22 protein-coding genes are annotated in these 21,905 nt (G+C 44.9%); 15 read left to right on the forward strand and 7 right to left on the reverse strand.

Going from position 1 to position 21,905, the window contains the following annotated elements; translation table 11 throughout:
• Nucleotides 1-99: 99 nt before the first annotated feature.
• From gntA to IEW69_RS02230, 5 genes are all read left to right on the forward strand, one after another.
• Nucleotides 100-858 carry a guanitoxin biosynthesis heme-dependent pre-guanitoxin N-hydroxylase GntA gene (gene gntA / locus IEW69_RS02210; RefSeq protein ID WP_188625181.1) on the forward strand — a complete coding sequence of 253 codons (759 nt, stop codon included), beginning with the start codon at nucleotides 100-102 and terminating at the stop codon, nucleotides 856-858.
• Nucleotides 859-874: 16 nt separating this feature from the next.
• A complete protein-coding gene (locus IEW69_RS02215) occupies nucleotides 875-1,462 on the forward strand; it encodes a DUF1989 domain-containing protein (protein ID WP_188625182.1) in 588 nt (195 codons plus the stop codon).
• Nucleotides 1,453-2,436: a glycosyltransferase family 2 protein gene (locus IEW69_RS02220; protein WP_188625183.1), complete on the forward strand. Its 984-nt coding sequence runs from the start codon at nucleotides 1,453-1,455 to the stop codon at nucleotides 2,434-2,436. Before IEW69_RS02215 ends, IEW69_RS02220 begins: the two co-directional genes overlap by 10 nt.
• A gap of 64 nt (nucleotides 2,437-2,500) precedes the next feature.
• On the forward strand, nucleotides 2,501-2,713 hold the full coding sequence (locus IEW69_RS02225; RefSeq protein ID WP_188625184.1) for a hypothetical protein: 213 nt from the start codon (nucleotides 2,501-2,503) through the stop codon (nucleotides 2,711-2,713).
• A gap of 52 nt (nucleotides 2,714-2,765) precedes the next feature.
• Complete coding sequence (locus tag IEW69_RS02230) at nucleotides 2,766-3,152, forward strand: acyl-CoA thioesterase (RefSeq protein ID WP_188625185.1); 387 nt, start codon at nucleotides 2,766-2,768, stop codon at nucleotides 3,150-3,152.
• A 13-nt stretch (nucleotides 3,153-3,165) separates the two neighbouring features.
• Here IEW69_RS02230 and IEW69_RS02235 read toward each other — a convergent pair whose 3' ends face one another.
• Complete coding sequence (locus tag IEW69_RS02235; protein WP_188625186.1) at nucleotides 3,166-3,816, reverse strand: NAD(P)H-binding protein; 651 nt, start codon at nucleotides 3,814-3,816, stop codon at nucleotides 3,166-3,168.
• Between the two features lie 273 nt (nucleotides 3,817-4,089).
• Between IEW69_RS02235 and IEW69_RS02240 the strand changes: the two genes are divergently transcribed.
• Nucleotides 4,090-4,677, forward strand: coding sequence for a TetR/AcrR family transcriptional regulator (locus tag IEW69_RS02240; protein WP_188625187.1), 588 nt, complete (start codon nucleotides 4,090-4,092; stop codon nucleotides 4,675-4,677).
• Here the strand turns inward: IEW69_RS02240 and IEW69_RS02245 are convergent.
• Nucleotides 4,645-5,658: an alpha/beta fold hydrolase gene (locus tag IEW69_RS02245; RefSeq protein WP_188625188.1), complete on the reverse strand. Its 1,014-nt coding sequence runs from the start codon at nucleotides 5,656-5,658 to the stop codon at nucleotides 4,645-4,647. The two genes, IEW69_RS02240 and IEW69_RS02245, sit on opposite strands and share 33 nt — an antisense overlap.
• Before the next feature lie 92 nt (nucleotides 5,659-5,750).
• Between IEW69_RS02245 and IEW69_RS02250 the strand changes: the two genes are divergently transcribed.
• Both IEW69_RS02250 and IEW69_RS02255 read left to right on the forward strand, forming a co-directional pair.
• Complete coding sequence (locus IEW69_RS02250; protein ID WP_188625189.1) at nucleotides 5,751-8,210, forward strand: bifunctional UDP-N-acetylmuramoyl-tripeptide:D-alanyl-D-alanine ligase/alanine racemase; 2,460 nt, start codon at nucleotides 5,751-5,753, stop codon at nucleotides 8,208-8,210.
• 9 nt (nucleotides 8,211-8,219) lie between these two features.
• Entirely contained in the window at nucleotides 8,220-8,813 is a 594-nt protein-coding gene (locus IEW69_RS02255) for a DUF502 domain-containing protein (protein ID WP_188625190.1), read from the forward strand.
• Between the two features lie 100 nt (nucleotides 8,814-8,913).
• Here the strand turns inward: IEW69_RS02255 and IEW69_RS02260 are convergent, their stop codons facing one another.
• Together IEW69_RS02260 and IEW69_RS02265 are read right to left on the reverse strand one after the other, a co-directional pair.
• The gene (locus tag IEW69_RS02260; protein ID WP_188625191.1) at nucleotides 8,914-9,621 is read right to left on the reverse strand and encodes an LOG family protein; all 708 of its coding nucleotides are present in this window, start codon (nucleotides 9,619-9,621) and stop codon (nucleotides 8,914-8,916) included.
• Between the two features lie 16 nt (nucleotides 9,622-9,637).
• Nucleotides 9,638-11,146: a sodium:solute symporter gene (locus IEW69_RS02265; protein WP_188625192.1), complete on the reverse strand. Its 1,509-nt coding sequence runs from the start codon at nucleotides 11,144-11,146 to the stop codon at nucleotides 9,638-9,640.
• A gap of 77 nt (nucleotides 11,147-11,223) precedes the next feature.
• Here IEW69_RS02265 and recR point away from each other — a divergent pair, with 77 nt between their 5' ends.
• The 6 genes from recR (at nucleotide 11,224) to trpA (ending at nucleotide 16,479) form a co-directional block, all read left to right on the forward strand.
• Nucleotides 11,224-11,841 carry a recombination mediator RecR gene (gene recR, locus IEW69_RS02270; RefSeq protein ID WP_188625193.1) on the forward strand — a complete coding sequence of 206 codons (618 nt, stop codon included), beginning with the start codon at nucleotides 11,224-11,226 and terminating at the stop codon, nucleotides 11,839-11,841.
• A gap of 6 nt (nucleotides 11,842-11,847) precedes the next feature.
• Entirely contained in the window at nucleotides 11,848-12,663 is an 816-nt protein-coding gene (locus IEW69_RS02275; protein ID WP_188625194.1) for an SDR family oxidoreductase, read from the forward strand.
• Between the two features lie 227 nt (nucleotides 12,664-12,890).
• Nucleotides 12,891-13,880: an anthranilate phosphoribosyltransferase gene (gene trpD / locus IEW69_RS02280; RefSeq protein WP_188625195.1), complete on the forward strand. Its 990-nt coding sequence runs from the start codon at nucleotides 12,891-12,893 to the stop codon at nucleotides 13,878-13,880.
• Between the two features lies 1 nt (nucleotide 13,881).
• Nucleotides 13,882-14,508 (forward strand): phosphoribosylanthranilate isomerase, encoded by a 627-nt coding sequence (locus IEW69_RS02285; RefSeq protein ID WP_188625196.1) that lies wholly within the window; start codon nucleotides 13,882-13,884, stop codon nucleotides 14,506-14,508.
• A 9-nt stretch (nucleotides 14,509-14,517) separates the two neighbouring features.
• Nucleotides 14,518-15,699 (forward strand): tryptophan synthase subunit beta, encoded by a 1,182-nt coding sequence (trpB, locus tag IEW69_RS02290; RefSeq protein WP_188625197.1) that lies wholly within the window; start codon nucleotides 14,518-14,520, stop codon nucleotides 15,697-15,699.
• A gap of 9 nt (nucleotides 15,700-15,708) precedes the next feature.
• The gene (trpA, locus tag IEW69_RS02295) at nucleotides 15,709-16,479 is read left to right on the forward strand and encodes a tryptophan synthase subunit alpha (protein ID WP_188625198.1); all 771 of its coding nucleotides are present in this window, start codon (nucleotides 15,709-15,711) and stop codon (nucleotides 16,477-16,479) included.
• Nucleotides 16,480-16,667: 188 nt separating this feature from the next.
• On the opposite strand, the gene IEW69_RS02300 is transcribed toward trpA, so the two are convergent.
• Nucleotides 16,668-17,288, reverse strand: a complete 621-nt coding sequence (locus IEW69_RS02300) for an L-threonylcarbamoyladenylate synthase (RefSeq protein WP_188625199.1) — start codon at nucleotides 17,286-17,288, stop codon at nucleotides 16,668-16,670.
• An 81-nt stretch (nucleotides 17,289-17,369) separates the two neighbouring features.
• Here IEW69_RS02300 and IEW69_RS02305 point away from each other — a divergent pair, with 81 nt between their 5' ends.
• Complete coding sequence (locus IEW69_RS02305; RefSeq protein WP_188625200.1) at nucleotides 17,370-19,010, forward strand: FMN-binding glutamate synthase family protein; 1,641 nt, start codon at nucleotides 17,370-17,372, stop codon at nucleotides 19,008-19,010.
• Nucleotides 19,011-19,035: 25 nt separating this feature from the next.
• On the opposite strand, the gene asnS is transcribed toward IEW69_RS02305, so the two are convergent.
• Both asnS and sucC read right to left on the reverse strand, forming a co-directional pair.
• On the reverse strand, nucleotides 19,036-20,484 hold the full coding sequence (gene asnS / locus IEW69_RS02310) for an asparagine--tRNA ligase (protein WP_188625201.1): 1,449 nt from the start codon (nucleotides 20,482-20,484) through the stop codon (nucleotides 19,036-19,038).
• 192 nt (nucleotides 20,485-20,676) lie between these two features.
• The gene (gene sucC, locus IEW69_RS02315) at nucleotides 20,677-21,867 is read right to left on the reverse strand and encodes an ADP-forming succinate--CoA ligase subunit beta (protein ID WP_188625202.1); all 1,191 of its coding nucleotides are present in this window, start codon (nucleotides 21,865-21,867) and stop codon (nucleotides 20,677-20,679) included.
• Between the last annotated feature and the right edge of the window lie 38 nt (nucleotides 21,868-21,905).

Raw genomic sequence — 21,905 nt, forward strand, 5'->3', positions numbered from 1 at the left:
ACGGTGCAGGTCTAGTATATAACTTCAAACAAAACCAAAATTAAAGCTGTTCTTCTTGTTCTTAACCTCAGTATTAAGCTGTCAAATATTAGGAATAATATGGAAATTAAAGTTAAACATAGTGACACCTACTTCCTGCCAGAGCAGATTACAGCGGAAAACAACCTTAGGGCATGGCAGATCAACCAAGAGTTTATCAGAAAGGTAGATACTACGGAATATCCCTGTGTAGGTGCGAAGGCTGCATTTAACACAAAGCAATACAGACTTGGCGTGTACGATCGCATGGGAGTTGAAGAAAGCACGGCTGCGCTTGCACGTGATTTAAAGTTATATATTGAGGATTCCCTTGGGACGGACTGCAACTACATGTCTATGATTGCGGTGTTTGAAGATAAGGTTGACTCAGAGATCGACTTTGAGAAGAAGCTGTGGGAACAGTTGCAGCAGTTACATGATGCTGACGTGGATGCGGAATGGGATCCTTCGGTGTCCAGTGACCCTTCAGATCCGAACTTTAGCTTCAGCTTCAACGGTTACGCATTTTTCGTGGTGGGGCTTCATCCCCAAGCGAGCAGACGCGCACGCCGGTTTGGCTTTACAGCCATGGCGTTTAACCTCCATAAGCAGTTTGAAGTACTTCGCGATTCTGGGGTATATGAGAAAATGAAGCAGACCATTAGAACCAGAGAAAACAATTACGACGGTGGGATTAATCCAATGCTTAAGGATCATGGGCAGGGTTTGGAAGCACCACAGTATAGTGGGCGTGAGGTTGATGAAAGTTGGAAGTGTCCATTTCTAAGCAAAAATAGGAGTATGTCGGAGCTTGCTGCTCTTGCCAATCCACATATCTAAACACCTTATTTAATCTATGATAGAAACCATACAAAAACAAACCGGCGCTGCATTCGAATTAAAAGCTGGAGACCGACTGAAAGTTATTGATCCGCAAGGGGAACAGGTGAGCGACATGGTCTTATTTAATGCTTCAGACAAGCGTGAAAAGATCTCCTCCGGGAAAACCCTTGACTTTGAAAACACCATATTGATTACTAAAGGTCATCACCTCTGGAGTAACCGTAGTCACAAGATGATGGAAATACTGGAGGATACAAATGGCAGAAACGACTTCCTGCTTGCGCCATGCAGCCCGGAGACTTTCCAGATTCTGTATGAAAATCCAGAATACCATCCAAGCTGCTTTGAGAACCTTTATACAAATCTGGCTTCTTTTGGCATTGAACCAGATGATATCCCTACGGCATTCAACATATTTATGAATGTTCAATTTAGTCCGGACGGAACGCTTTCTGTTGATCCGCCACAAAGTAAAGCTGGAGATTACATGTTGTTTGAAGCAAAGATGGATTTGGTGGTTGGACTTACCGCTTGTTCAGCAGAACAATCAAACAACTGGGCATTTAAACCCATACAATACGAGATCATAAGATGCGCCTGAGTTATGTGTTACCCATCAAGTGGGATGCCGGGCAAGACATAGACGAGCTTACCGGTTATCTGGAATCCATTTCCGCCCATGTAGAGCTGCTTATTATAGACGGCTCTGCTGCTGCTAACTTCAAGCGGCACCATGAAGCCTGGGCTCACTTTGGAAAGCATATCCCGCCAGCTGCGTCCTTTACCTTTATCAACGGTAAGGTAAATGGCGTGATGACTGGTTTTCGAACTGCGCAGCATGATAAGGTGGTGATTGCTGATGACGACATCAGGTATACCGTGGCGCAGCTGGAACACATGACGCAACTTCTTGATGAAGCGCATTTGATTGTACCTCAAAACTATTTCGCACCTAATCCATGGCACGCACAGTGGGACACTGCCCGAACGCTGCTAAACCGAGCTTTGCACCACGATTACCCAGGAACACTTGCCCTGCAACGTGATTTTATTAATGCCTTGGGCGGTTATGATGGAGATGTGCTGTTCGAAAATCTGGAACTCATGCGAACCATTCAGGCAGGTGGGGGTAAAGTACTATACAAACCGGATATGTTTGTGGAGCGACTGCCGCCAACGGCGAAACACTTCTGGTCTCAACGCGTTCGGCAGGCTTATGACGACTATGCGCAGCCCACTAAACTTGTAATCTTCTTTTTGCTGATGCCTGCGCTGATTGCAGCAGGATTTGTTTCTGCTTTGCTGCCTTTGCTGCTGCTTGGTTCATCCATTGGGATTGCGGAGGTAGGGCGAAGACGACATGGTGGCGCAAAACATTTTCCTTTGACAGCATCATTCTATGCACCTTGCTGGATACTGGAAAGAGGCATCTGTACTTGGTTGGCTTTGTTTGCGAAGCTCCTTAATGGTGGCGTTCGATATAATGGTAAAATCCTTAGCGTTGCAGCCAATCCAATCTGGAAACTACGATCAAAGATCAATGCACGTCAGCTCGCAAATTCCGTGTCTATTTAGTTTCTGCGCACTTAGCTTAACATCCTGTTAATACCTCCGACATTTGCTTCATGTAATTTTGAATATGAAAATAATTTGTCGCAAACATGAGGGGCTGATTGATGTTCCCGGACCTGCCCAACTAAGGCGTTTGAAGTTCAGGTTCAATGCATATGTACTGGAGTGTCCAGTATGTGGTCATCAATTGCTTATTAATGTGATTCAGCAGGAGATCATTCACCAGAAAGGGGAGGCAAAACCGCCATGGCTATGGCATCTGGCTGGTAAATCAGCATAAATGTTACTTTTGCAGAAAAAACCAGCTAATGCCAGGCAAAACAACACGCGACATGACGATAGAAGAACGGATCAACGGATCAGAAACCAGAATATTCAAAGCTGTATTCCCAAATACGACAAACCATTATGATACGCTGTTTGGCGGAACAGCCATGCACATGATGGATGAAGTCGCTTTCATCACCGCGACCAGGTTCAGCAGACAAATCATGGTAACGGTAAGCAGCGACAAAATAGATTTCAAAAGACCAATACCGGCGGGTACCATTGTAGAGTTAATCGGCAGGGTTGTACACATTGGAAATACAAGTCTTAAAGTTGCAGTAGAGATCTACATCGAACAGATGTACGCTGAGGGTCGTGAACTTGCCATACAAGGTAACTTTACCTTTGTTGCGATAGATGAGTTTAAGCAACCGGTAAGCGTTATCAAGTAAAACATTAGGAAGACTATTTTGCAAGGTCAAATACCTGTGCCAGGGTATGCGTATGTACACCTGGCTTGGATTGAAGTGCGGCATTGTGCATGGCCATCGCTACTGTTTTTCCTGATATTGGTCTATACTGTTTGAACAAGCCTATAGCATTCACAACATTTAAGACCTTGTATGCAAGCTGTTCACCGAACCGCTCTTCCTGCCGATCGCCATGTAGCAGTCCTGGCTGAATGATGGTGATGTGTTTAAAAGGCAGAGCCTTGACATCACGTTCCAGTTCGCCTTTCATGCGCGAGTAGAAAATTTTGGAATCCGGACTTGAAGAGGCTGCAGAGATCAACACATAGGTTGGCACCTGATTTTGGGCCGCTGCCTGTGCAAACTGGTACTGATAGGTATAGTCAATGGTATATTGTTTGTCTTTGCTCCCGGCCTGTTTTAAAGTTGTGCCGAGTGCGGAGAAAAGGACGTCACCTTTTACCAGATGCATCCATTCAGCAGGTCGATCAAAGTTAATGATGTGCTCCTCAATCTTTTCATGTTGTATACCGGTAGACCGGCGGACAAATACGAGCAGTTTTGAAAAGCGATCATCATGAAGTAAAAGGTGGAGGAGTTGATTACCTACAAGTCCGGTTGCTCCAATGATGATCGCTGTTTTCATATCCTAATGTTTAAAGCTAATTACAAAATCAGCATCATTTTGTTTTAGTCGGTTCGTCGTGGTCGATTAACCTGCCCTGCGCGGGCAAACATATAGGTTATCCATGGTATCCATCAGGATCTAAGTAGCCGTGCTTTTTACTAACAGACCCTATTGTAACAACAGGTTTATGTAGACTGGGTGACATTTAGAAATATAATTTATATTTTGGCTCAGTTAGGTGAACAAAAAGCGGTTTAACATATGGAGCTAAATACCAAAAAAATTCATTTGATGGAATGTGCCGAAAGGCTATTTTCAGAGAACGGTTATGCGGAAACTTCTATCAGAGATATAGCGAAGCACGCTTCGGTAAACTCTGCCATGATCTCTTACTACTTTGGGTCTAAAGAGAAACTTGTTAAAGCGATCCTAGATTATCGGACCACGGACTTAGATAAACTACTGCCAACACTTCATCTTCAAAGCTCCAGTAACCTGGAACACATTATGGCAATCATCAACTTTTATATAGATAAGGTTTTTGAACAAAAGCACTTTTATAAGCTTTTGTACCAGCTGCAGGCGAGCGATTCGCAGGCTTCGTTGATGGAACATTTCAATACAATGCGGCATCGGAATCACTATCTGTTAAAATCGATCTTTGAAGCTGGTGCAGCTGCAGGGGAGTTTGATCCCGACATTGACGTCTCCCTGGTAACCAGTACGTTAACGGGATCGATCAACCACATTGTCTTTAATCAGGCCTACTACCGTGATGTGAATGATTTGAAGAAAATGCCTGAGAAGAAATTTGTCGCGCTGCTTAAAGAAAGATCGAAAGCACACTTACATAAGCTGGTCCTCGCGATGATCCATTAGTTCGGGGGCTTCCAGAAAGTCGTTGATCATTACATTGAGCTCAACGGCATGTTCCATAAGGCTAAGGTGACCACTATCTACCTGAAGGTGTTTAGCGTTCGGTATTTGTGTTTCCAAATAAACGCCTGCCTCCTGAATTAATATCGGGTCTTGTGCAGCTGTCAGAATCAAGGCCGGCACCTGTATCTGCGGAAGTGCTGTGGTCGCATCATAATCGAGAATGCCAAGGAATGCATCGGCAATGCCTTCTGGTGGATTGAAGGCCGCAATTCTTGTCATAAAGCGTAACTGCGAGGCCGTTTGCTCACCGGAAAAAAGCAGGTACCTGTAAGAAAACAGGCTTAGGCCATTCAGGTAATTCACCATGCTGATGATCCGGAAGAACAATGGATGTCGCTTCGCAAAGGCCAGGTAAGGCCTAATCACCGGTAATTCAAGTGCCAGAAGCGTTTTCGGGAATATGGTGGTTTTAAAAGGATGCGAATAGCCCGAATGTTGTACAATGATGCCTTTCACATTTTGCTTGCCTGGCCCGGCTGCATACTTCATGGTGACCATGCCACCCATACTGTGCCCGTGTACAACTGGGTTTTTGATGCTAAGCATCTCCAGTACTTCTGCCAGGTCCTGGGCAAGCACATCTGTGTCCGCATTAACCGGGGCGGGAGATCTTCCATGACCAGGGGCATCAATAAACAGCAATTTATATTTTTTGCGAAAGTAGGCACGCTGGTAGTACCATTGTAAGCCACTTGCATTTAATCCATGCAGGTACACGATTGCCTCAGCGTCCTGTGGACCATCCAGTTCAACGTAGTAAATGTTGCCACTACTACAGGTTAGATAGCCACGGCTTCTTGATGGCAGGATCCCGGGTTTTTTAACTTTCCGGTTTGACGAGAGCAACCAGGAGATCGGATATCTTCCAAATGCCATGAATAATCCAAATGCAAGTAACTTCCATTGATGCTTAGCGGTCATATCGTTGATTTAGTTTCAAAATTTGAAATGCAATAAAGTCGTGCCAAACTGTTTCCTACCTTAGCAGCGTATTTTCATTCAAGGTAACCACATTGAACAGACAACATTATACCATCCAGAAAATTGCAGCACTACTACCTGCATTGGAAAGCACGATTGTTGAAGATTTAGAAGTTGAACATCTCGTTATTGATAGCCGGCGGCTGATCAATCCGGATGCCTCACTCTTTTTCGCCCTGCAAGGTCACAGGGATGGTCACCAATTTATTTCCGATGCCTACAATAATGGGGTGCGGAGTTTTGTAGTTAGTGATCGCGCTTACACAACCCGGTATGTGGATGCGAATTATCTCCTTGTAGCTGATGTGCTGCGGGCGCTGCAGCAGCTGTCTGCACACAACCGGAGTCTTTATGACTTAAAGGTTATCGGCATCACCGGGAGCAACGGTAAGACAATTGTGAAGGAATGGCTTTACCAGTTATTGGCTAACGACTTCAATGTGGTGAAGAGTCCGAAGAGTTTTAACTCGCAGATTGGCGTGGCACTGTCGCTTTGGGAAATCGATCAGGCGCATGACCTCGGCATCATCGAAGCTGGGATTTCCCGACCGGGAGAAATGGCCGTGCTGGAAGCGATGATTCGTCCAGGCATCGGGGTGCTGACCAATATCGGTGAAGCACATGCGGAAGGTTTTTTCACAATGGAAGAAAAGCTTTTAGAGAAGCTGAAATTATTCAAGGATGTAGTCGTCTTTGTTTATAGTCCAGCTTACACAACTGGCATCCCGGAAGCGCAATTACCCGGGAAAAGGAAATTTAGCTGGAGCTTTAATAGTAAGGCGGACCTACAGGTAATTTCCTGTGAAACAAAGGATCACCGTACACTACTTACAGCAATTGTTAAAGGAAAGAAGGTTAGCTGCATGCTGCCATTTAGTGATAAAGCATCTCTGGAAAATGCGGTGATCTGCTGGGCAACACTAATTGCAATGGGCTACGATGTTGCTGTTGCCGCATCAAGGTTAAATGGCTTGATGATGGTGGGCATGCGTCTGGAGTTGAAGAATGGGATCAATCAGTGTTCCATTATTGATGATTCTTATAGCGCGGACATTTCCTCTCTGGCGATCGCGCTGGATTTTCTAAACCTGCAAAATCAGCATGAACGTAAGACCGTCATTCTTTCTGATCTTTTTGAAACCGGCAGGAGCAAGGCTGCGCTATATGCAGAAATTGCCGACTTGCTCGCCCAGAAGCAGATTAAACATTTAATAGGTATTGGTCCGGATCTTTCCGCCCATAAACATCTTCTGCCCGGAGACAGTAAGTTTTACCCCAACACAGTTGCCTTCCTGGAAGATTTACCAAATCTTCATTTTCAGAATGAGAGTATACTGGTGAAAGGTGCAAGGGTTTTTGAATTTGAGCGCATCAGTAAGCGGCTGACACAAAAAGTCCATGACACGGTATTGGAGATTGACTTAAGCGCACTCGCTAACAACCTGCAGTTTTATCGTGCTAAGCTGAAGCCCGGCGTGAAAGTTATGGCGATGGTTAAGGCATTTTCTTACGGCAGTGGGAGTTTCGAGATTGCAAATGTGTTGCAGTACCATAAAGTAGATTACCTCGCCGTTGCCTATACAGATGAGGGCATAGCGCTTCGTCGTGCAGGCATTAAGCTGCCCATCATGGTGATGAGTCCTGAACCTGCAGCATTTGATGCCATTGTATGCTACCAACTTGAACCCGAGATCTACAGCCTTGAAATTCTTGAACAGTTCAATGCTTTTATGGAAAATAATGCGGGCACCTTTCCGGTACACTTAAAAATAGATACCGGGATGCACCGATTAGGTTTCGAGGAAGGTGATATTGAAACTTTGCTTAACGCACTCCAGCGTACTAAGCGGATCAAAGTGAGAAGCATCTTCTCGCACCTCGTGGCTAGTGATGACGCAGTGCATGATGCTTTTACCAGACAACAGCTTGAAGTCTTTAATGAGATTGCTGGAAGGATCTCAGCGGCTGTGGGCTATGAACCTTTAAAACACATCGCGAATACAGCAGGGATTACGCGTGTGCCCGACGCACAGTTGGATATGGTACGGGTTGGCATCGGATTATATGGCTTTGATGCAGCGTTGAAGAACAACAGGGGCTTGCAGACGGTAGCCAGATTGAAGACCACAGTGACGCAGGTTAGACAGGTTAAAGCAAATGAATCAGTTGGCTATAGTCGCAGGGGTGTGATGCCGCAGGATGGCAGTATTGCGACCGTGAAGATCGGGTATGCGGACGGTTATAGCCGCATGTTCGGCAATGGCGTAGGCCGGATGTTGGTAAATGGAACGGCTGTACCGACCATTGGTTCAATTTGCATGGATATGTGCATGCTGGATGTTACGGGATTGGATGTAAAAACAGGTGATGAGGTGGTTGTTTTCGATGATGTGCTTACCATAGAAATGCTGGCTGAACAAATCCAAACGATCCCGTATGAGATCCTGACAAATATTTCTCAAAGAGTAAAGCGAGTGTATTTTTATGAGTAGTTTTGCGGCATGAACAAAGTAGGCAGGGCCTTAATCAATTATTTTATCAAAGGCTTATTGGTCGTGTTGCCAATCGCACTGAGCGTGTTTATTGTGATTTGGGCGGTAACGACTGTTGATAGCTGGCTGAACCTAAATAACATACTGGGCGTAGACCCCAGAACAGGTGAAAACCGGAATATTCCAGGGCTTGGTTTGGGTATGGTGATCACCATTATCCTTGCCGCCGGTATTTTCGTGACGAACCTCGTTACGGAACCCATGTACAACTGGTTTAGCAAGATGCTGGACAAGTTGCCAATTCTAAAGTTTATATATTCATCCATAAAGGACCTTACAGAAGCCTTTGTTGGAGACGAAAAAAAATTCAACCATCCGGTATTGGTGCATGTTGAAGGCGGTTTAAAGCGTATCGGTTTCTTAACACAGAACGATTTATCATCAATCGGACTGCCAGGGGAGGCAATCGTCTATTTCCCTTTCTCTTACTCTTTTGCCGGGCAGGTATACATTGTGAAGAACGAAAACATTATGCCACTTAACATCAGCGCAGCAGAAGCCATGAAGCTGGTGGTGTCTGGTGGGGTGAGTCACTTAGATTAACGAAGTTTTATAATGGAAAAGCCCTGCACAACGGTTTGTTTGTGCAGGGCTTTTATGTTTAAATCTAATAACGGTTTCTGGCAAATGTGCCAGGGAACGACTAGAAGTTTGGCTTCAGGACATACTTATCGTAGAACCTGAAGATGTGTTCTGCAGCTTCTTCTGCTGTATCTACCAGGCGGAAGAGGTTTAGATCTTCTGCGTGGATGTTATGTTCTTTCTTAAGCATGGTATTGGTGATCCAATCTACCAAGCCACTCCAGTAATCTTTACCAACCAATACGATTGGGAAACGTGCCACTTTACCAGTTTGAATCAGTGTGATGGCCTCAAAAAGCTCATCCATGGTTCCCATTCCACCAGGCAGTACGATGAAGCCCTGTGAGTATTTCATGAACATCACCTTACGGATGAAGAAATAGTCGAACTCCAGCAATTTGTTGTGATCGATGTATTTGTTATGGAACTGCTCAAATGGAAGTTCAATGTTTAAACCTACCGATTTACCACCGTTCATGTGTGCACCTTTATTACCAGCTTCCATAATACCTGGACCTCCACCGGTGATTACACCATATCCGCGCTCGGTAAGCAAGCGACCACAGTCTACCGCAATTTGATAGTAGGGGTTTGTCTCGGCGGTTCTCGCAGAACCAAAGATGGATACACAGGGACCAATTTTGGCAAGTTTCTCAAAACCATCTACAAACTCGGCCATGATTTTGAAAATTTGCCAGGAGTCTGTTACCTTGATTTCCTGCCAGTTTTTATTTTCAAAAGCACTTCTTATTTTCTCTTCACTATTCATTCTATAATATTTTAAATTAAAATCTTGTTTGTTGATCTGTCTTCTTGCTGATCAGTAGTAGTCCGACAAACGTTATGAACCCATTAACCAGGATCAGTTCCACGCTGAAGGTATAACCGCCAAGCAACTCCGACGAGTATAGGTTTAGCAGATAACATAATGCCGGGGAAAGGATACAAATAAAAGGTACTAGTTTATCATGAAGTCCGCGGTTTCTAACAAATAAGCCAAAGCTGTATAAACCCAAAAGCGGTCCGTAGGTATAAGAAGCTACTTTGAATATACCTTTTACCACGGATTCATCATTGAAGGCGTTAAAGATCAGGATCACCAGAAACATCAACAAAGAGAAACAAACGTGAACCAGGTGCCTTTTGTTTACAGATTTCTTAGAATTCGTCTGATCTCCTTTGTCCAGGTTAAGAAAATCCACACAGAAAGAGGTGGTTAAAGCAGTTAATGCAGAGTCTGTGGTTGCAAATGTAGCTGCCGTAAGTCCAAGCATAAACACGATTGCCGGAATAACCGCGAGATGGTTCAATGCGATCTCCGGGAACAGGAAGTCTGTCCTAGGTGATCCTGTAGCGTGATCTAATGGAATTGCGATGCCGTTTTTGGCTGCATATACATACAGCAGGGCACCTACACTAAGGAAGAAGATGTTTAGTACGACAAAGATCCCGGTAAAAGTAAACATGTTCTTCTGGGCCTCTTTAATGGTGCCCATACTCAGGTTTTTTTGCATCAGATCCTGATCCAGACCGGTCATGGCAATGGTGACGAACACCCCACCGATGAACTGCTTGCTGAAGTGGAACCCGTTACCAAGAAAGTTTTCATAGAAGAAAACCTTAGCGTAGCCACTGTTTTTGACTGTTTCAAATGCCGCCGGAATGTCCAGATTAAGACTGTCGCAGATAAAGTATAGCGTCAGGAACACAGAAAGCACGAGGAAGAACGTTTGCAGCGTGTCGGTGATGATGATGGTTTTTAGTCCTCCTTTAAAGGTATATGACCAGATAAGCGCCAGGGAGATAAGCACCGTTGCCCAGAAAGGAACACCATAGCTATCGAAGATGAAGCGTTGTAAAACGATAACCACCAGGTATAATCTAAATGCTGAGCCGATGGTGCGGCTGATTAGGAATATGGAAGCGGCGGTTTTGTAACTGTAGAAGCCAAGCCGCTGCTCGATGTAGCTGTAGATAGAGGTAAGCTTCATGCGGTAATAAAGCGGAAGCAGCAAGGTGGCAATGATGAGAAAACCGACCGCATTGCCCAGAACGAACTGGAAGTATTGAAACTGGTTCCCCGAAGGTGCACCAACTTCGCCCGGAACAGATATGAAGGTTACGCCGGAGAGCGCCGTTCCGATCATTCCGAAGGCAACGAGGTACCATTTAGAGTTTCGGTTGGCGATAAAAAAAGTAGAGTTATCAGATGATTCTTTGGAAGTTGCGAAGGCAATTATGATCAGTATAACAAAATAACCAAGTAGAAAAGAAAGAAGTATTGCTGGACTCATCGTATGTTTTTAGCTGCTAAATGTAATAAAACATCTTTTAAAAAGCGTTTTACGACAGATAAATATAAATTTGCGACATGAACTTTTCTTCTAAATTACTTGAAGATGCCGTTAATGAATTCTCACAATTACCGGGCATTGGACAGAAAACGGCGCTGCGATTGGTGCTCCATCTCCTGAACCGTGAGCCGGAGGAAGTAGAGCGCTTTGGAAATGCCATCATCAAATTAAGACAGGAAATTAAGCATTGCACAATATGTCATAACATATCTGATAATGAGATATGTGAGATCTGCAGTTCGGCTAAAAGAGAAAAGGAAATCATCTGTGTCGTTGAGGATACACGTGATGTGATGGCGGTTGAAAATACATCCCAGTATTTCGGCGTTTATCATGTGCTTGGGGGATTGATTTCACCGATGGACGGCATTGGTCCTTCCGATCTGTTTATAGACACGCTGGTACAAAGGGTGTCTACAACACCAGTCAAAGAAGTGATCCTCGCCATTAGCCCAACGATGGAAGGGGATACAACCATTTTTTACCTATACAAACGGCTCAAAGCCTTTCAGATTCCAATCACCACCATCGCCAGGGGCATCGCCTTTGGAGGCGAACTGGAATATGCGGATGAAATCACCTTGGGTAGATCTATTGTCACCCGTGTTCCTTACGAAAATTCAATACTCAAATAAACATTCATGGATTTTAAAAACAAAGTTGTCATCATTACTGGTGCTTCATCGGGGATAGGCAAGGCTTGTGCGATTGAATTGGCTAGCCGTGGGGCTAATCTTGTACTTGCAGCAAGGCAATATGTAACGTTGTGCGAATTGACCGCTGAACTGGAAAAGCAGTACCAGATCAAGGCAGTAGCGGTGCAGGCCGATGTGAGTAAGGAGGCAGATTGCGAATTCCTGATCAAGCAAGCGATCATGACATTCTCGAGGATTGATGTGCTGATTAACAATGCAGGACTTTCCATGCGTGCACTGTTCAATGATCTCGATCTAAGTGTGCTTAAAAATCTTATGGATGTGAATTTCTGGGGAACCGTTTACTGCAGCAAGTTTGCGCTGCCGGAAATCCTGAAGACTAAAGGGACCATTGTGGGTGTTTCGTCGATTGCAGGTTATAGAGGCTTGCCAGGCCGGACCGGTTATTCCGCTTCGAAGTTTGCGATGAATGGCTTTATGGAAGCGCTGCGCACGGAGTTGTTGAAAACCGGGGTAAATGTGCTGGTTGCATGTCCGGGCTTTACCGCTTCTAATATCCGCGTTGCGGCATTGGCTGAAAACGGGGAGGCCCACGGTGAGACGAGTATGGAAGAGGGCAAGATGATGCTTCCGGAGACAGTGGCAAAGATTATTGTTGATGGGATTGCAAGTCGTAAAAGGACGCTGGTGATGACCGGGCAGGGTAAGCTTACGGTTTGGCTGAACAAGCTGCTACCTGGTTTGGCTGATAACCTCGTATTCAAGCATTTCACGAAAGAGAAGCATGCTTTGATTAAGTAACAGGGGTTTGTTTTGTCCCATTTTTATCAAAGAAGATCGTATTTTAAGTTTTTAGTTGGAATTAAATAAAAACAATTCCATATTTGCTGGCAGATGATACAAACAAACGGATTAAATATTTGGTGGTGGCACAACGCAAAAGCGTAGTGTAACCCCTGTCGTTCGTTTATTTACTATAAGAAATTACGTGGGTTGCTTTATCAAGCAACCTTTTTTTGTTTATACCCATGAAGAAAATACTCGCTCACCTTTTTGAAAACAAGATCTTCAGTAGAGCTGAAGCACAAAAAATTCTGATTGCCATTGCAAGGGGTGAATATCAGCCGGCGCAGATTGCGGCGTTCATCACGGCCTATGGGATGCGCAGCATAACTGTACAGGAGCTGCAAGGTTTCCGCGATGCGATGCTCGACCTATGTGTGAAAGTGAACCTTTCAGATTATGAACTTATCGACCTCTGTGGAACCGGCGGAGATGGTAAGGATACCTTCAACATCTCTACCCTGGCATCGTTTGTACTGGCCGGAGCAGGTTATCATGTTGCGAAGCACGGTAACTATGGCGTGTCTTCGGGCTGCGGATCTTCGAACGTGATGGAATACCTGGGCTACACGTTTACCAATAACGAGGAGTCACTGAAGCGATCGCTTGATGAGGCGGGTATATGTTTCATCCACGCACCGCTATTCAATCCTGCCATGAAGATCGTAGCACCAATTCGCAAGGAACTTGGCGTGAAAACCTTCTTTAATATGCTTGGACCAATGTGTAATCCAGCACAACCAAAGAATCAATTGGTTGGGGTTTATAGTCTGGAACTGGCGCGGTTATATGCTTATTTGTATCAAGAGACTGATAAAAACTACACCATCTTACATGCGTTAGGTGGCTTCGATGAAGTTTCACTTACCTCCGACTTCAAGACGTTCACCGGTAAGGGGGAGGCTTTGCATAGCACAGCAGATTTGGGATTTGAGCAGCTGAGTGAAGCTGACATTAAGGGGGGCGACACGGTGGAATCATCAGCGAAGATCTTCATGTCCATCCTGAATGGCGAAGGTACCGACGCACAGCGCAACGTGGTACTTTGTAACGCGGCAATCGCAATCCAGACCATTGACCAGCAGAAATCATTCGGAGACTGCTTCTATGAGGCGGAAGCTGCTTTGATGAATAAACAGGCATTGAGAAGTTTTAAAACGTTGCTATCCGCTTAGTATGAGCCTCAAACTGAAAGTGTGTGGCATGCGCGACCCTGAAAACCTGGAGCAGCTTGTAAGCTTGGGGCCGGATTACATAGGATTTATTTTCTACGGACCCTCCAAACGTTTCGTGGGAAATCTTGATCCTGAGCTAACGAAGCAGATTCCGGCAGGTATCAAGGCGACAGGTGTATTCGTAGATGAAAGCCTGGAGGAAGTTGTACGTTTAGCGCAGCGCTATGACCTGAAAGCCCTTCAGTTGCATGGTAAGGAATCACCAGAATACTGTATGCTTCTTAAACAACAGCTTTCTGACATTGAGGTAATTAAAGCTTTCGGTATAAATGATCAATTTACGTTTGATGTGCTTGAGCCTTATCAGGCCGTTGTTGATTATTTTCTTTTTGATACACAGACAGCTGGTCATGGGGGATCTGGAAAAACATTCGACTGGACCCTGCTGCAAAACTATCAACTTCAGTTACCCTATTTTCTGAGTGGAGGCATAGGAACGGAGGAATTGCCGATGATTAAAGCAATTTCGGACCCAAGATTGCATGCGGTAGATGTAAACAGTCGCTTTGAGAGCGCACCTGCCATGAAGAATATTGAACTATTAACGACATTTAAAAATCAGCTATAAACATAGGCTATGGAATATTTTGTAAATGAAAAAGGATATTACGGCGACTTCGGTGGCGCGTACATTCCGGAGATGCTTTATCCAAATGTAGAGGAGCTGCGCCAGAACTACATGTCCATCATCAATGATGAGGGCTTCCAGGAGGAATTTAAGAAACTTTTAAAGGACTATGTAGGTCGTCCTTCGCCTTTATACCTGGCGAAACGCTTATCGTCTAAATACCATGCGAACATCTTCTTGAAGCGGGAAGATTTGAACCATACCGGTGCACACAAGATCAACAACACGATTGGGCAGATCTTACTTGCCGAGCGTCTGGGAAAAAAGCGGATCATCGCCGAAACCGGTGCCGGACAACATGGGGTAGCGACTGCAACAGTATGCGCACTGCGTGGTTTGGAATGTGTGATCTACATGGGAGAGATTGACATCGAGCGTCAGGCGCCGAATGTTGCCCGCATGAAGATGCTGGGCGCGACGGTCGTGCCTGCGACATCAGGATCCAAAACTTTGAAGGATGCCACGAATGAAGCCATGCGCGACTGGGTGAACAATCCAGTAGATACGCACTATATCATTGGCTCCGTTGTGGGGCCACATCCATATCCCGATATGGTGGCGCTGTTTCAGTCCATCATCTCTGAGGAGACTAAGAAGCAACTGATCGAACAGACTGGGCGTGACCAACCTGACTATGTACTCGCCTGTGTGGGCGGAGGCAGCAATGCCATGGGGATGTTTTACCATTTCATCAATGATGCAGCGGTAAAGCTCATCGCGGTAGAAGCTGCAGGCAAGGGGGTTTCCAGTGGCTATACTGCTGCAACGACTGCGCTAGGGAAAGAAGGGGTACTGCATGGCAGCAGGAGCATCCTGATGCAAACCGAAGATGGACAGGTGGTGGAGCCATTCTCGGTTTCCGCAGGACTGGATTATCCGGGCATTGGTCCCCAACATGCACACCTTTTCAAAACTACCCGCGCCCAATACGTTTCCATCACTGATGAAGAGGCGCTGAATGCGGGCTTGTTGTGTACGCAACTGGAGGGCATTATTCCAGCAATTGAAAGCGCGCATGCCATCGCGCAGCTGGAGAAAATGGAGTTTAAAGCTGGTGAAAATGTCGTCGTTTGTCTATCCGGTAGGGGCGACAAAGACATGGAAACTTACATGAAATACTTTGGGTTATAAGCGCAGACAATGAATAGAATCAATCAATTATTCCAGAATAAGAACAAGAATATACTTTCAATATACTATACCGCCGGGTATCCGAATTTGGACGATACGCTGACTATCGCACGTGCACTTGAAGAGGCAGGTGCGGACATGTTAGAGATCGGCTTTCCATATTCTGATCCCGTTGCAGACGGTCCGGTAATCCAGGCAAGTAGTAAGCAAGCATTGGATAACGGCATGGATCTGAAGTTGTTATTTGAACAACTTAAAGACTTACGTAAGTACGTGAACATACCTGTCCTCTTGATGGGTTATGTAAATCCACTGCTGCAATATGGTGTGGAGAACTTCTGCAAGGCATGCGCTGAGGTGGGTGTTGATGGGCTCATTGTTCCAGATTTGCCAATGGTCGAGTACGAGGAATTTTACAAGGATACCTTTCAACAGTACGGCATTAGTAATGTCTTTTTAATTACCCCACAAACCGCAGTAGAACGTATCCACAAGATTGTTGAGCTGACTAATGGCTTTATCTATATGGTTTCTTCGTCTGCAACCACGGGCAAGAACCTGTCATTGTCGCAGGTTACCGAGGATTACTTCTCCAGGGTAGCTGCTTTGGAGCTTAAGAATCCAACGATGATCGGTTTCGGTATCAGCGATCAGCCTAGCTTTGAAAAAGCCTGCCAGTATGCTAGTGGAGCCATAATCGGTACTGCTTTCGTGAAAGCACTGCAAAGTGACAAGCTTGAAGAAAGCATACAAGGTTTCATGATAGGCTTCTCGAAGTAGCGCAAGACCTGGGAGTTATACGAAATAGCGGATCCTCAGGCATAGCTTGAAGCGGTGAAACTACTTATCAGTTACTCGAGTAGTGAAAGTCTTGGGCGTGATTGGTAAAGCGGATGATCTGAAGTCATTAAAAAAGGCAAAGCCATTACAAGCTTTGCCTTTAAAACCGTACCGTAGGAAGTTTTAAGTTATAGTACATCTTCAAGACTTCCCTTACCTTCCCTTATTACTTCGAACTCGCCCGATGTACAATCGATTACGGTAGAGGCGATGTTGCCGCCGTAACCACCATCAATAACCAGATCTACCGTATCGTGGTATTTCTCTTGTATCAATTCCGGGTCTGTCGAGTATTCTAGTACATCGTCGTCATCGCGGATAGAAGTAGAAAGGATTGGGTTGCCTAGCAGTCGTACAATTTCCCTGGCGATGTTGTTGTCCGGAACACGGATACCCACCGTTTTCTTCTTGGAACTCAGAAGTTTAGGTACATTGTTGTTCGCGTTGAGAATGAAGGTGTAAGGTCCTGGCAATGCTTTCTTCAATACACGAAAGACATTGGTGTCTATGGGCTTAATGTAGTCTGATATATGACTCAGGTCAGAACAGATGAACGAGAAATTCGCTTTATCGGGCTTAATGCCTCTCAATCTGCAGATGCGTTCAATCGCTTTATGATTGGTAATGTCGCAGCCCAGACCGTAGATGGTGTCTGTTGGATAAATGATGATACCGCCGTTTCTGAGTACCTCTACCGCCTGTTCAATGAACTTCGGATTTGGGTTTTCTGGATAGATCTTGATAAGCATAGGGTCAATTTACGAATTTGTTTGGTGTGCATATTGATATATAATGTACTATTGTAGGAATCTGTTTTTAGAATTTAGAATATGAGGAAAGCATTTATCGCTCTCGCAGCATTTTTGGTTACTGCCACGGTAATGATTAGCCTGGCATGGCCACCATTTTTCTGGGCTTTTATCTTTGTTGGCCCGTTTGTTTTACTGGGTATTTACGACTTATATCAGCCCAAACATAGCATCGTAAGAAACTATCCTGTCTTTGGCCGTTTACGCTATTTCGCGGAAGATTTACGGCCCAAAGTATACCAGTATTTCGTTGAAAGTGATACCAATGGTAAGCCTTTCAGCCGCTTGAGCCGCTCGCTGATCTACCAGCGCGCAAAAAAAGAAACGGACACAATCCCTTTTGGTACACAGCTCGATGTTTATGAGAACGGATACGAATGGTTAAGCCATAGTATTGCTGCGATCAGTCACCATGAGCTGGAGCCAAATCCCCGCGTAATGATCGGTGGACCGGACTGTAAGCAGCCATACGCTGCCAGTATTTTTAATATCTCTGCTATGAGCTTTGGCTCGCTAAGCGAGAACGCTATCCGTGCACTTAATGGCGGTGCTTTTATGGGTAATTTCGCCCACAATACCGGTGAGGGTGGAATTAGTGATTACCACCTGGCAGAGAAGGGCGACCTTATCTGGCAAATCGGGACCGGGTACTTCGGTTGCAGGCACCACGATGGAACCTTCAATGATGAGGCCTTTGCGGAGCGTTCCAAGATGGAACAGGTGAAGATGATTGACATCAAACTATCCCAGGGCGCAAAGCCTGGACACGGTGGTATTTTACCAGCACAGAAAGTAACGCCTGAGATTGCCAGGATCCGTCTGGTGAAGGAAGGTTTCGACGTACTATCTCCACCTTCGCACGCTGCATTCTCCACACCTTTGGAGTTGATGGATTTCGTGAAAAAGCTGAGAACACTTTCTGGTGGTAAACCTGTCGGTATTAAGTTGTGTATCGGCCGTAAGAGCGAGTTCTTCGCCATTTGTAAAGCAATGGTGAAGACGGGTATCTACGTTGATTTTATTACCGTTGATGGTGGTGAGGGTGGAACAGGTGCTTCACCGCAGGAGTTCTCCAACGCGGTAGGTATGCCACTTCGTGAAGGCGTTGCCTTTGTATATGATGTACTTACAGGCTTTGGCTTAAAGAAACACATCAAGATCATTGCTTCAGGTAAAGTTGTTTCCGGATTTGACCTGATCAAGAATATTGCACTCGGTGCAGACCTTTGTAACTCTGCAAGGGGTATGATGTTCGCCCTGGGTTGTATTCAGGCTTTGGAATGTAATACCAATACCTGCCCAACAGGTGTCGCTACACAGGATCCAAGTTTAATGAAAGGTTTGGTAGTTGAAGACAAGAAAACCCGGGTGTTTAACTATCACCGTTTAACGGTGGCAAGTGCAATTGAGTTGCTGGGTGCAGCTGGATTGAGACATCCGTATCAGTTAACACGGGCATACATCAACAGAAGGATTAGTCCGAATGTGATGCAGTCTTATATTGAGACTTTCCCATACATTCCTGAAGGTAGTTTATTGAAAACACCGTATCCTACAAAATATGAACTGGGTATGGCTTTAAGTACTTCGAAGAGCTTTGCGCCGACAGACTACAAAGTATCACAGATTGATTATGCTCATGCAAATTCCCTGAACGGGTAATTTGCATGAGCCAATCGGCTTATTATTAAAATTCAGCGTTCTTGGGGAATCTCGGGAACGCTATTACATCTCTAATGTTGGTCATACCGGTTACAAATAGGACCAGGCGTTCGAAGCCAAGACCAAAACCTGCATGCGGTGCAGAACCAAAACGACGGGTATCTAAATACCACCACATTTCATCTTGGGGAATGTTCATCTGTTCCATGCGTTGCATCAATCTTTCCAGACGCTCTTCACGCTGAGAACCACCAATCATTTCACCAATTCCCGGGAATAGGATATCCATCGCAGCGACGGTTTGTCTGCCTTGCTCATCTGGCTCATTCTGACGCATGTAGAACGACTTAATATCAGCAGGGTAGTCTGTAAGTATTACTGGTTTTTTGAAGTGTTTCTCCACCAGGTAACGCTCGTGTTCAGACTGCAGATCTGCGCCCCACTCATCAATCAGGTATTTGAATTGCTTCTTCTGGTTCGGCTTGGAAGATTTAAGGATTCTGATTGCTTCAGTGTAGGTCAGTCGCTCGAATTCATTTTCCAGGCAGAAGTTCAGTTTTTCCACCAGTGACATGGCACTGCGCTCTGCTTGTGGTTTTGATTTCTCTTCCTCTTGCAGGCGGTTGTTCAGGAACTCAATTTCTTCCTTGCAGTTTTCCAGCGCATAGCTGATGACATACTTCATCATATCTTCTGCAAGCTGCATGTTGTCCTCTAAATCAGCAAACGCCACTTCCGGTTCAATCATCCAGAACTCGGCAAGGTGACGGGTGGTATTGGAGTTTTCCGCACGGAAGGTCGGTCCGAAGGTATAGATCTGGCCGAAAGCCATTGCTGCAAGCTCCCCTTCAAGCTGTCCGGATACCGTTAGGTTCGTTGCTCTGCCGAAGAAGTCTTCCGCATAGTTAACCTTTCCGTCTTCCGTCCTTGGTGTATTATCAAAGTCAAGGGTGGTCACTTTAAACATCTCACCAGCACCTTCAGCGTCAGAAGCTGTAATTACCGGCGTATGCATGTAGACAAAGCCACGCTCGTTGTAGAACTTGTGAATCGCGAAAGCAAGTGCGTGTCTTACTTTGAACACTGCATTGAAGGTATTGGTGCGGAAACGCAGGTGTGCAATCTCCCTTAGGAATTCCAGGCTGTGCTTTTTAGGCTGCAAAGGAAATTTTTCAGGATCACTATCACCTAAGATCTCGATTGTTGTTGCTTTAACATCAACGCGCTGACCTTTACCGATAGATTCTACGATAGTACCCGTTACCGCAACTGCAGCCCCGGTTGTAATTCTTTTTAGTAGCTGCTCCGGCGTATTATTGAAATCAACTACGATTTGAATGGTACCCATGCAAGAGCCGTCATTTAGCGCAATAAACTGGTTATTGCGGAAGGTACGAACCCAACCCATTACGGTTACTTCTCTGTCAAACTCGGTCGTTTCTAGTAAATCTTTTATTTTTTCTCTTTTAATCATGTCTTTAGAATCATGTCTTTTTATGGAGCCTGTCAAAAATAAGCAATTCCATCAAATACACCGTCTTATTTGCTGCTAAATGCGAAATGAGCATGGGTAACCCGCAGGTAGAAGAAGCCAGGTATAATGAATACAAAAAAAGCCGGCCAGCAAATTAATGCTGGCCGGCTTCCTATGATTTAAATTAGAATACTATGCTAATACTTTAGTTACCAGGTTAGCGGCATCTTGTAGTGCAATAGCTGAATAAACCTGTAGACCAGATTCATCAATTAGTTTTTTAGCTTCTTCAGCATTTGTACCTTGAAGACGGCAGATAATTGGAACAGGAACGTTTCCAATTTCCTGGTAAGCATCAATCACACCTTGAGCAACACGGTCGCAACGAACGATACCACCAAAGATATTGATCAGGATCGCTTTAACGTTAGGGTCTTTAAGGATGATGTTAAAACCAGCTTTAACGGTTTCAGCATTTGCAGTTCCACCCACATCAAGGAAGTTAGCAGGCTCACCACCAGCAATTTTAATGATGTCCATTGTCGCCATCGCAAGACCAGCACCATTCACCATACAACCAACGTTACCGTCAAGTTTTACATAGTTCAGGTTAGAAGCACTTGCTTCAACTTCTGTTGGATCTTCTTCTGCAGTATCGCGCATTGCTGCGTAGTCTTTATGACGGAACAAAGCGTTCTCATCAAGGTTTACTTTCGCATCAACAGCAATAATTTTATCGTCAGAGGTTTTTAATACCGGGTTGATCTCGAACATTGCAGAGTCCGTAGCATCATAAGCTTTATAAAGTGCGGTAACAAATTTTACCATCTCTTTATGTGCTGCACCAGTTAAGCCAAGGTTGAAAGCGATTTTACGCGCCTGGAATCCTTGCAAACCAACTTTAGGGTCAATATCTTCTTTGAAAATCAAGTGAGGTGTTTTTTCTGCAACCTCTTCGATATCCATACCACCTTCAGTAGAGTACATGATGATGTTGGTACCGTTTGTTCTGTTTAAAAGAACACTCATATAGAATTCCTTGGTTTCAGAAGCACCTGGATAGTAAACATCCTGTGCAACAAGAACCTTGTTCACTTTTTTACCTTCAGGACCAGTTTGAGGGGTTACCAACTGCATTCCAAGGATTGCAGATGCTCTTTCTTTAACCTCATCCAGGTTTTTAGCAAGCTTTACACCGCCACCTTTACCACGACCACCAGCGTGGATCTGTGCTTTAATCACAACCCAGTCAGAGTTGTAATCAGATTTCATTTTTTTAGCCGCTTCAACAGCTTGATCAACTGTATCGGCAACGATGCCTTCTTGAACGGCAACACCAAAACTCTTTAGTATTTCTTTACCTTGATATTCGTGGATGTTCATTTGCTGAATTATTTTGTGTCAAATCTACAATTCTAGTT

Origin of the sequence: Pedobacter quisquiliarum, assembly GCF_014642175.1 — a bacterium.
GTDB lineage: Bacteria > Bacteroidota > Bacteroidia > Sphingobacteriales > Sphingobacteriaceae > Pedobacter > Pedobacter quisquiliarum.